Raw genomic sequence first — 8,057 nt, forward strand, 5'->3', positions numbered from 1 at the left:
GGTGGCCGCCGACGCGCCGCCGGTCCCCGTGTACGAGGTGGTGGCGCCCACCGCCCTGGGCGCGCTGCCGCGTCCCGACCACGGCGACCTCTTCTTCGACTTCGAAGGCGATCCGCTGCACACCGAGCCGCCCGCACCGGGCGAGCCCACCCAGTGGGGCATCGACTACCTGTTCGGCTGGGTCGACGGCCAGGAGCGGTACACCGCCCTGTGGGCGCATTCGTTCGCCGACGAGAAGCGCGCGCTCGAGACCTTCCTCGACATCGTGAACCTCCGCCGACAGCAGTTCCCGGGCATGCACATCTACCACTACGCGCCGTACGAGCCGACGCACCTCCTCGCGATGGCCGCGCGCCACGGCGTGCGCGAGACCGACGTCGACCGGCTGCTGCGCGACGGCGTCTTCGTCGACCTGTACCCGATCGTCCGGCGCGCGCTGCGCGTGGGATCCCGCTCGTACTCGATCAAGAAGCTCGAGCCGCTGTACATGGGCGACCAGGTGCGCACCAGCGACGTGCAGAAGGGCGACGACTCGATCGTCCGCTACGTCGAGTCCCGCGCGATCCGCGACGACGGCGACGCGGCCGGAGCCCAGCTCATCCTCGACGACCTCGCGGATTACAACCGCTACGACTGCGTGTCGACACTGCGGCTGCGCGACTGGCTCGTCGACCGCGCGCGCGAGGCCGACCTCCGTCCCTCGCCCAATCCCGAGCCCGACGAGCAGGCCTACGAGCCGTCGCCTCGGGCGACCCTTCTCGACTCGCTCGCGCTCGCGCATCCCGACGACTCGGTCCAAGCACGGGCGCTGCGGCTGGGCGCCGCGGCGATCGACTACTACCCGCGCGAGGCGAAGTCGTTCTGGGCGACGCACTTCCTGCGGCTGCGCGAGCCCGTGTCGCTGTGGGAAGAGACCCGCGACGTCGCGGTGATCGATCCCGCCCGCAGCCGCGTCCGCGAGGACTGGCACTTCGCCGACAGCGGCCGGGGTGGCGAGCGGCGCGTCATCGAGCTCCGCGGCGAGCTCGCCCCCGGCACGCGGCTGAGCGAGGGCACCACCCCCTTCGCGCTGTACGAGCTGCCGGCGCCGTACCCGTTCGAGGCGTCGCCGCGCTGGATCCACTCGTACCGCTCGGTCACGGTGCTCGAGGTGCTCGACGACGGGGCCATCGTCGAAGAGACCGCGGTCGACGGTGTCACGTGGGCAGACCTGCCGCTCGCGCTCACGCCGCCCGCACCACCGCGCGCCGGCAATCAGCAGGCCGCGATCGACGCGTGGGCGGATGCCGTGATCGACGCCGCCCCGCAGTTGCCGGCCGACCCGGCCACCGACATCCTGTGCCGTCGCGCCCCGCGCATGCTTCGACCGATCGTCGAGCCTGTCGAAACACAGCAAGCGCGCGACGCCTCGCTGCCGCAGGGCGCGGGCGGCGACCTCGTCGCCGCGATCGCGCGCGCCGTACCCGACCTCGACCGCAGCTACCTCGCCGTGCAAGGACCCCCCGGCACCGGCAAGACCTACGTCGGGTCCCACGTCATCGCGAGGCTGGTGCGCGAGCACGGCTACAAGGTCGGCGTCGTCGCGCAGGGCCATGCCACCGTGGAGCACCTGCTCGACCGGGTCATCGCGGCCGGCGTTCCGGCGGCCCAGGTCGGCAAAGCCCCGAAAGACGCGTCGGCGACGCATTCATTCACCGTGCTCCCCAAGAACGGCGTCGCCGCCTTCACCGCTCAGCACGAGGCATCCGGATATGTCCTCGGCGGCACCGCGTGGGACTTCAGTCACGAGGGGCGCGTGCCGCGCGGGAGCCTCGACCTCCTCGTCGTCGACGAGGCCGGGCAGTTCTCGCTCGCCTCGACGATCGCCGTGTCGCTCGCCGCATCGCGGCTGCTGCTGCTCGGCGACCCGCAGCAGCTGCCCCAGGTGAGCCAGGGCACCCACCCCGCGCCCGTCGACACCTCCGCACTCGGGTGGGTCATGGACGGCGCCGACGTCGTTCCGCCCGAGTACGGCTACTTCCTCGCCGAGACCAGGCGCATGCGGCCGGAGGTCGCCGCGCCCGTGTCGGAGCTGTCGTACCGAGGCGAGCTCGAGGCGCACGCGTCGACGGGGCTGCGCCGGATCGACGGCATCCGTCCCGGACTCGTGCCCCTCGCGCTCCGGCACCACGGGAACGCCACGCAGTCCCTCGAAGAGGCGGCCGAGGTGGCGCGGCTGGTCACCGACCTGATCGGGCGGGAGTGGACCGACGTGGCAGTCGATGCCGACGGTGGGGTAGCGCTTCGGCCGGCCCGCCCTCTCGAGCAGAGCGACCTCATCGTCGTCACGCCCTACAACGCGCAGCAGGTGGCAGTCGAGGCCGCCCTCGCGGCCGCAGGATTCGCCGACGTGCCCGTCGGCACGGTCGACAAGTTCCAGGGCAAAGAGGCCGCGGTCGCGATCGTGTCGCTGGCCGCGTCGAGCGGACGCGACGCCCCTCGGGGCCTGGAGTTCCTGCTGCTGCGCAATCGGCTCAACGTCGCGATCTCGCGTGCCATGCACACCGCATACGTCGTCTACTCGCCCGGGCTGCTCGACGACCTGCCCCACACTCCCGAAGGCGTCGCACGGCTGAGCGGCTTCGCGCGGCTCGTCGGTCGCTGACGCGCGCAGACGCACGCGAGGGCCGCCGCGTAGACTCGCGCCGACACCCCTCGCACGACGTGCGCCGGCCGCACGCCGGCAACCGCACGACCGCGTGCAGGTACGGGCTCCGCGCCCGGACAGGAGGCACCATGGCCGAAGAGGCACCGCGCCAGTTCGAGATCGACCTTCCGCCCGAGCTCATCGGAGGCTCCTACGCGGACTTCGCGAACGTGTGGCACACGCCGACCGTGTTCGTGATGGACTTCCTCACGCTCGCGCAGCCGCCGCGCGAAGAGGTCGACGCCGAGACCGGGCAGCGTCACACGGTCGTGCCGGCGCGCGTGGTGAGCCGCATCCGCATCCCGCCCGAGCAGGTGTTCGAGCTGGCCAAGGCGCTGACGCAGCAGCTCGAGTTCTGGGAGCAGGAGACGGGTCGCCGCAACCCTCAGGGTCCGCCGCTCGGCGATTGAGCGGGCGCCCTAGACAACCGCACCGGGCATGTCAACCCCGTGTGGTGTGCAGACGCCGACTCGTAGCCTGACAGCGCGTCCGAGGGACGCGGGCGCGGCATCCGTTCGGCGAGGGGCGGGTGTCGCGCCTGAGTCCCTCGGACGCGGCGTGGTCGCCGTCGGCGTCAGACCGTCCCGTAGAGGCGGTCGCCGGCATCGCCCAGCCCCGGCACGATGTAGCCCTTCTCGTTGAGGCGCTCATCGAGCGCACCGAGCACGAGCGTGACGTCGCGGCCGTCCACCTGCTTCTCGATCGCGGCGACGCCCTCGGGTGCGCCGAGCAGGCAGATCGCGGTGACGTCCTGCGCGCCGCGGCGGAACAGGAACTCGATCGCCGCGCCGAGCGACCCGCCGGTCGCGAGCATCGGGTCGAGCACGAAGCACTGGCGGTCGCTGAGGTCGTCGGGGAGGCGCTCGGCGTAGGTCGACGGCTCGAGCGTCTCTTCGTTGCGCACCATGCCCAGGAATCCGACCTCGGCGGTCGGGATGAGCTTGACCATGCCCTCGAGCATGCCGAGCCCTGCCCGCAGGATCGGCACGACGATGGGACGCGGCTCGCCGATCTTGACTCCGGTGGTCGTGGTCACGGGCGTCTGGATCTCGACCGGCGAGACCCGCACGTTGCGCGTCGCCTCGTAGGCGAGGAGCGTCACGAGCTCTTCGGTCAGCTGCCGGAAGACCGGCGACGACGTGCGCTGGTCGCGCAGCACCGTGAGCTTGTGGGTGATGAGGGGGTGATCGGCGACGTGCAGGCGCATACGCCCAAGGGTAGTGCCCGTCTCGCCCTTCTCCCCGCGCGAAGGCGACCGGCCGTTCACGGGGGCGCCTCACAGAACGGGGCTGCGGCCGGGTGTCAGGATAGCCTCGTGCTGTGAACCTCGACCCGGCCGATGTGGCGGCGATGGAGCGGGCGCTGGCGCTGGCGGCTGCCGCGGGGGCCGCGGGCGACGTGCCGGTCGGCGCGGTCGTGACGGATGCCTCGGGCACGGTGCTCGGCGAAGGTCGGAACCTGCGCGAGGTCACGCACGACCCGACCGCGCACGCCGAGGTCGTCGCGCTCCGCGAGGCAGCGGCCGCGATCGGCTCGTGGAATCTCGAGGGCTGCACGCTCGTGGTGACCCTCGAGCCGTGCGTCATGTGCGCGGGCGCCGTGCTGCAGTCGCGCATCTCGCGGGTCGTCTTCGGCGCGTGGGACGACAAAGCGGGTGCCGCAGGTTCGGTGTACGACGTCGTGCGCGACCGGCGCCTGCCCCATCGCGCCGAGGTCGTCTCGGGCGTGCGCGAGGCCGAGGCATCCACTCTCTTGAAGGACTTCTTCGAAGCACGCCGCTGACCCGCGCCCGGGGGACAGCCGCGGGCGATGCGGGGGTCTGCACCATGCTCGGCGGTGCGCGGCGGGCCTAGCGTGACTCGCGTGACCCGCCTCATCGAACCCGTCCGCACCGCCCCTGCCGGGACGCGGCCGCGCGGCATCCGCTCCCGCATCGGCTGGATCTTCGTCCTGCTCACCGCGCTGGCCGTCGCGGCGTATGCCGCGGTGCCCTACTTCACCGCGTCGCTCGAGACACTCGCCGGCAGCCCCGGCCTCGCCGGCGACTACGTCGACAAGCCGCCGTTCGTGCAGGCCGCGCTCTACGCTCATATCGCGGGCGGTGCGGTCGCGCTCGCGCTGGGCGCGCTGCAGTTCTGGAAGGGGCTGCGCGCCCGCGCGCCCCGTGTGCACCGATGGGCCGGCCGCGTGTACCTGGCAGGGGTCGCCGTCGGCGGTCTCGCCGGCCTCGTGATCGCGCCGACGAGCTCGGCAGGCTATGTCGGCTTCTTCGGATTCACAGCGCTCGCCGTGCTGTGGCTCGTCACCGGGTGGCGTGCGTACCGCGCGATCCGGCGCGGCGAGGTGCGCAGTCACCAGGCCTGGATGATCCGCAACTACGCGCTCACGTACTCGGCGGTGACCCTGCGGATCTGGCTGCCGCTGCTGGTGTTCGCACCGCTGCTGTTCGGGCAGACGCCCGACTTCGACAACGCGTACGCCGTGGTGCCGTTCCTCGCGTGGCTCCCGAACCTGGTGTTCGCAGAGTGGCTCATCCGCCGACGGGGGCTGCCGTCGTACCGGCTCCCCGTCTGATCATCGGGGCAAGTGCGGGAGCACCTCGCGGCCCAGGTACTCGACGTGGGTGAGGTCCTGCAGATCCATGAGCTGGAAGTACACGCGCTGCGCGCCGAGGCCGACGAGCCGCTCGACCTTCGCGACGACCTCGTCGCGGTCGCCCACGATGTTCGTGTCGCCTCGCAGCTCTGACACGGTGCGCCCGATGTTCGCGGCGCGGCGGTCGAGTTCCGAGGCGGATGCCCCGGCCAGCGTCGGCAGCGCGACCGACAGCCTGATCGACTCGGGATCGCGGCCGATGCGTTCGCACGCCGCACGCACGCCCGCGAACTTCTCGGCGATCACGTGCTCCGGCTGGAAGCCGATGTTGAACTCGGACGCGAACCTCGCCGCGAGCTCGGGCGTGCGCTTCGGCCCGGTGCCGCCCACGATCACCGGCAGCCGCGACTGGACCGGCTTGGGGAGGGCCGGGGCATCCGTCAGCCGGTAGTGCTCGCCCGTGAAGCTGTAGGTCGTGCCGACCGGGGTCGACCACAGCCCGGCGATGAGCTCGAGCTGCTCCTCCAGCAGGTCGAACCGCTTCGCGGGGAACGGGATGCCGTAGGCCTGGTGCTCGCGCTCGAACCACCCGGTGCCGAGCCCGAGCTCGACTCGGCCGCCCGACATCGCGTCGACCTGGGCGACCTGGATCGCGAGGAGTCCGGGGACGCGGTAGGTGACCGACGAGACGAGAGTGCCGAGGCGGATGCGCGAGGTCTCGCGCGCAAGCCCCGCGAGAGTCGTCCACGCGTCGGTCGGCCCCGGCAGGCCGTCGTCGCCTCCCATGTGCAGGTAGTGGTCCGACCGGAAGAAGCCGTCGAAGCCGAGCAGCTCGCCGGTCTGTGCGAAGGCGAGCTGGTCGTCATACGTGGCGCCGCGCTGCGGCTCTGTGAACAGGCAGTACTCCATGCGCTTCTCGACTCCATGCGCTTCTCGCTCGCGGCACGGTCAGTCGGCGGACTTGATGACGAACTCCTCCGTCGGGGGAGTCCGGTCGGCGCCGGGGCGGTAGACGTCGGGCTCGAGGTAGATCACGCGCGCGGTCGGCACTGCCGCGCGCACCCGCGCCTCGATGCGGTCGATGTCGGCGGCGACGTTCACCAGCGGCGAGTCCGAGGCGAACCCGAGCTTGGCGGCGACGAGGAGCTCGTCCGGGCCCAGGTACAGCGTCTTCATGTGGATGAGCTTCTCGACCTCGGGTCCGTTCTCGATGGCGTCGACGATGCGTCGGTGATCGGCATCCGTCGCTCCTTCTCCGACGAGCAGGCTCTTCGTCTCGATGCCGAGGGTGACTGCGACGAGGATCAGCAGCGTGCCGATCATGAGCGTGCCGATCGCGTCGAAGAGCGGGTTGTGCGTGATGGCGGTGAGGCTGACGGCGACGAGTGCGAACACCAGGCCGACGAGCGCGGCGATGTCTTCGAGGAGCACCACCGGCAGCTCGGGCGCCTTCGCGTGCCGGACGAACGACACCCACGACTGCCCCTTCGCACGCACGTGGTTGCTCTCGCGGATCGCGGTGCGCAGCGAGAACGACTCGAGGACGATGGCGATCACGAGCACGCCGATGGGGATCCAGACGTTCTCGAGCTCGTGGGGGTGGGTCAGCTTGTCGATGCCCTCGTAGATCGAGAACAGGCCGCCGACCGAGAACAGGATGATCGACACGACGAATGCGTACACGTACCGCTCGCGGCCGTAGCCGAAGGGATGCTCGCGGTCGGCCGCACGCTTGGCGCGGCGGCCGCCGAGGAGGAGGAGCAGCTGATTGCCGGAGTCGGCGACCGAGTGGATGGCCTCTGCGAGCATCGACGCCGAACCCGAGAGGAACCAGGCGATGAACTTCGCGATCGCGATGCCCAGGTTCGCGAGAAACGCCGCGATGATCGCCTTGCCGCCGCCGGAAGCACTCATGCGACGAGTCTACGGATGCCGCGACCCGGCGCCGCGGCCGGTTCGGTCGCCGAGCCGCTCCCGGTCGCTGAGCCCGTCGAAGCGTCAGTCGGAGGAGCGGAGGATGATCGCCTCGGTCGGCGGTGACGGATCCTGCGGGTGCCCGACGTAGCCGATCGCCTCGAGCAGCGCATGACGGAACTCGACCGGGCGCTCCAGATGCGGCGAATGACCCGCGCCCTCGAGCGCGAGCTCGCGCACCTCACCGCCCGCATCGGCGTAGCGCGCGAGCACATCGCGCGTCTGCGACACCATCTCCTGCGGCGGCGCGACGTCGTCGCCCGGCCAGCCCGGGATGACTCCGAGCCTGCCGAGGTTGTTCAGGTCGTAGAAGGACGAGTCGGACACGATGGCGTCGGTCGTGCCGCGGATCCACAGGATCGGGGGTTTGTGGGCGAGATCCACGATGCCCGACACATCGAAGTGGCCGGGCGTCATGGTGTTGAGCACCCCCACCGCGCCGGCTCCGAAGCCCGGCCAGCTCTGGCTGGTGGCGGAGTCTCCGGGGTAGTTGCCGGTGGCGGTCGAGGTGGTCAGCATCGACTCGACCCAGACGTCCTCGTGGTCGGTCTCGTAGCCGGCTGCGACATAGCCGGAGCGGAAGACGCTGCGCGGCGAGGTCGGCGCGTCGGCCGACGTGTCGTGGTCGGCCAGGCGCTGCACGAAGTCGGGATTGGCGCCGCCACCGCCGCACCCGGCGTCGTCGTCGGTCAGGCGCGTGCCGTCGCGCCGGGTCCCGCCGAATCCGTACGGCGAGACCGGCGCCTGCAGCGTGAGGCTCAGCACCGGGTGATCGAGCGCGTACTGCATGATCACGCCGCCG

At 71.3% G+C, this 8,057-nt stretch carries 8 protein-coding genes; 4 read left to right on the forward strand and 4 right to left on the reverse strand.

Going from position 1 to position 8,057, the window contains the following annotated elements; all coding sequences use genetic code 11:
• Together EIO58_RS08975 and EIO58_RS08980 are read left to right on the forward strand one after the other, a co-directional pair.
• A partial coding sequence (locus EIO58_RS08975) for an AAA domain-containing protein (protein ID WP_127819243.1) occupies positions 1–2,644 on the forward strand: 2,644 nt, incomplete at its 5' end.
• 131 nt (positions 2,645–2,775) lie between these two features.
• Positions 2,776–3,096: a DUF3467 domain-containing protein gene (locus EIO58_RS08980; protein WP_127819244.1), complete on the forward strand. Its 321-nt coding sequence runs from the start codon at positions 2,776–2,778 to the stop codon at positions 3,094–3,096.
• A gap of 164 nt (positions 3,097–3,260) precedes the next feature.
• On the opposite strand, the gene upp is transcribed toward EIO58_RS08980, so the two are convergent.
• A complete protein-coding gene (gene upp, locus EIO58_RS08985; RefSeq protein ID WP_127819245.1) occupies positions 3,261–3,893 on the reverse strand; it encodes a uracil phosphoribosyltransferase in 633 nt (210 codons plus the stop codon).
• 143 nt (positions 3,894–4,036) lie between these two features.
• Here upp and tadA point away from each other — a divergent pair, with 143 nt between their 5' ends.
• Together tadA and EIO58_RS08995 are read left to right on the forward strand one after the other, a co-directional pair.
• Positions 4,037–4,468 carry a tRNA adenosine(34) deaminase TadA gene (gene tadA, locus EIO58_RS08990; RefSeq protein WP_127819250.1) on the forward strand — a complete coding sequence of 144 codons (432 nt, stop codon included), beginning with the start codon at positions 4,037–4,039 and terminating at the stop codon, positions 4,466–4,468.
• Between the two features lie 81 nt (positions 4,469–4,549).
• Positions 4,550–5,260 carry a DUF2306 domain-containing protein gene (locus tag EIO58_RS08995; protein WP_127819246.1) on the forward strand — a complete coding sequence of 237 codons (711 nt, stop codon included), beginning with the start codon at positions 4,550–4,552 and terminating at the stop codon, positions 5,258–5,260.
• Here EIO58_RS08995 and EIO58_RS09000 read toward each other — a convergent pair whose 3' ends face one another.
• The 3 genes from EIO58_RS09000 to EIO58_RS09010 all read right to left on the reverse strand — a co-directional run.
• Positions 5,261–6,190 (reverse strand): LLM class F420-dependent oxidoreductase, encoded by a 930-nt coding sequence (locus tag EIO58_RS09000; RefSeq protein ID WP_127819247.1) that lies wholly within the window; start codon positions 6,188–6,190, stop codon positions 5,261–5,263.
• A gap of 39 nt (positions 6,191–6,229) precedes the next feature.
• Positions 6,230–7,195, reverse strand: a complete 966-nt coding sequence (locus tag EIO58_RS09005; RefSeq protein WP_127819248.1) for a cation diffusion facilitator family transporter — start codon at positions 7,193–7,195, stop codon at positions 6,230–6,232.
• Positions 7,196–7,279: 84 nt separating this feature from the next.
• The coding region (locus EIO58_RS09010; RefSeq protein WP_127819249.1) for an alpha/beta hydrolase at positions 7,280–8,057 on the reverse strand (778 nt) is incomplete at its 5' end.

The organism is Microbacterium sp. CPCC 204701, from assembly GCF_004010105.1.
Lineage (GTDB): Bacteria > Actinomycetota > Actinomycetes > Actinomycetales > Microbacteriaceae > Microbacterium.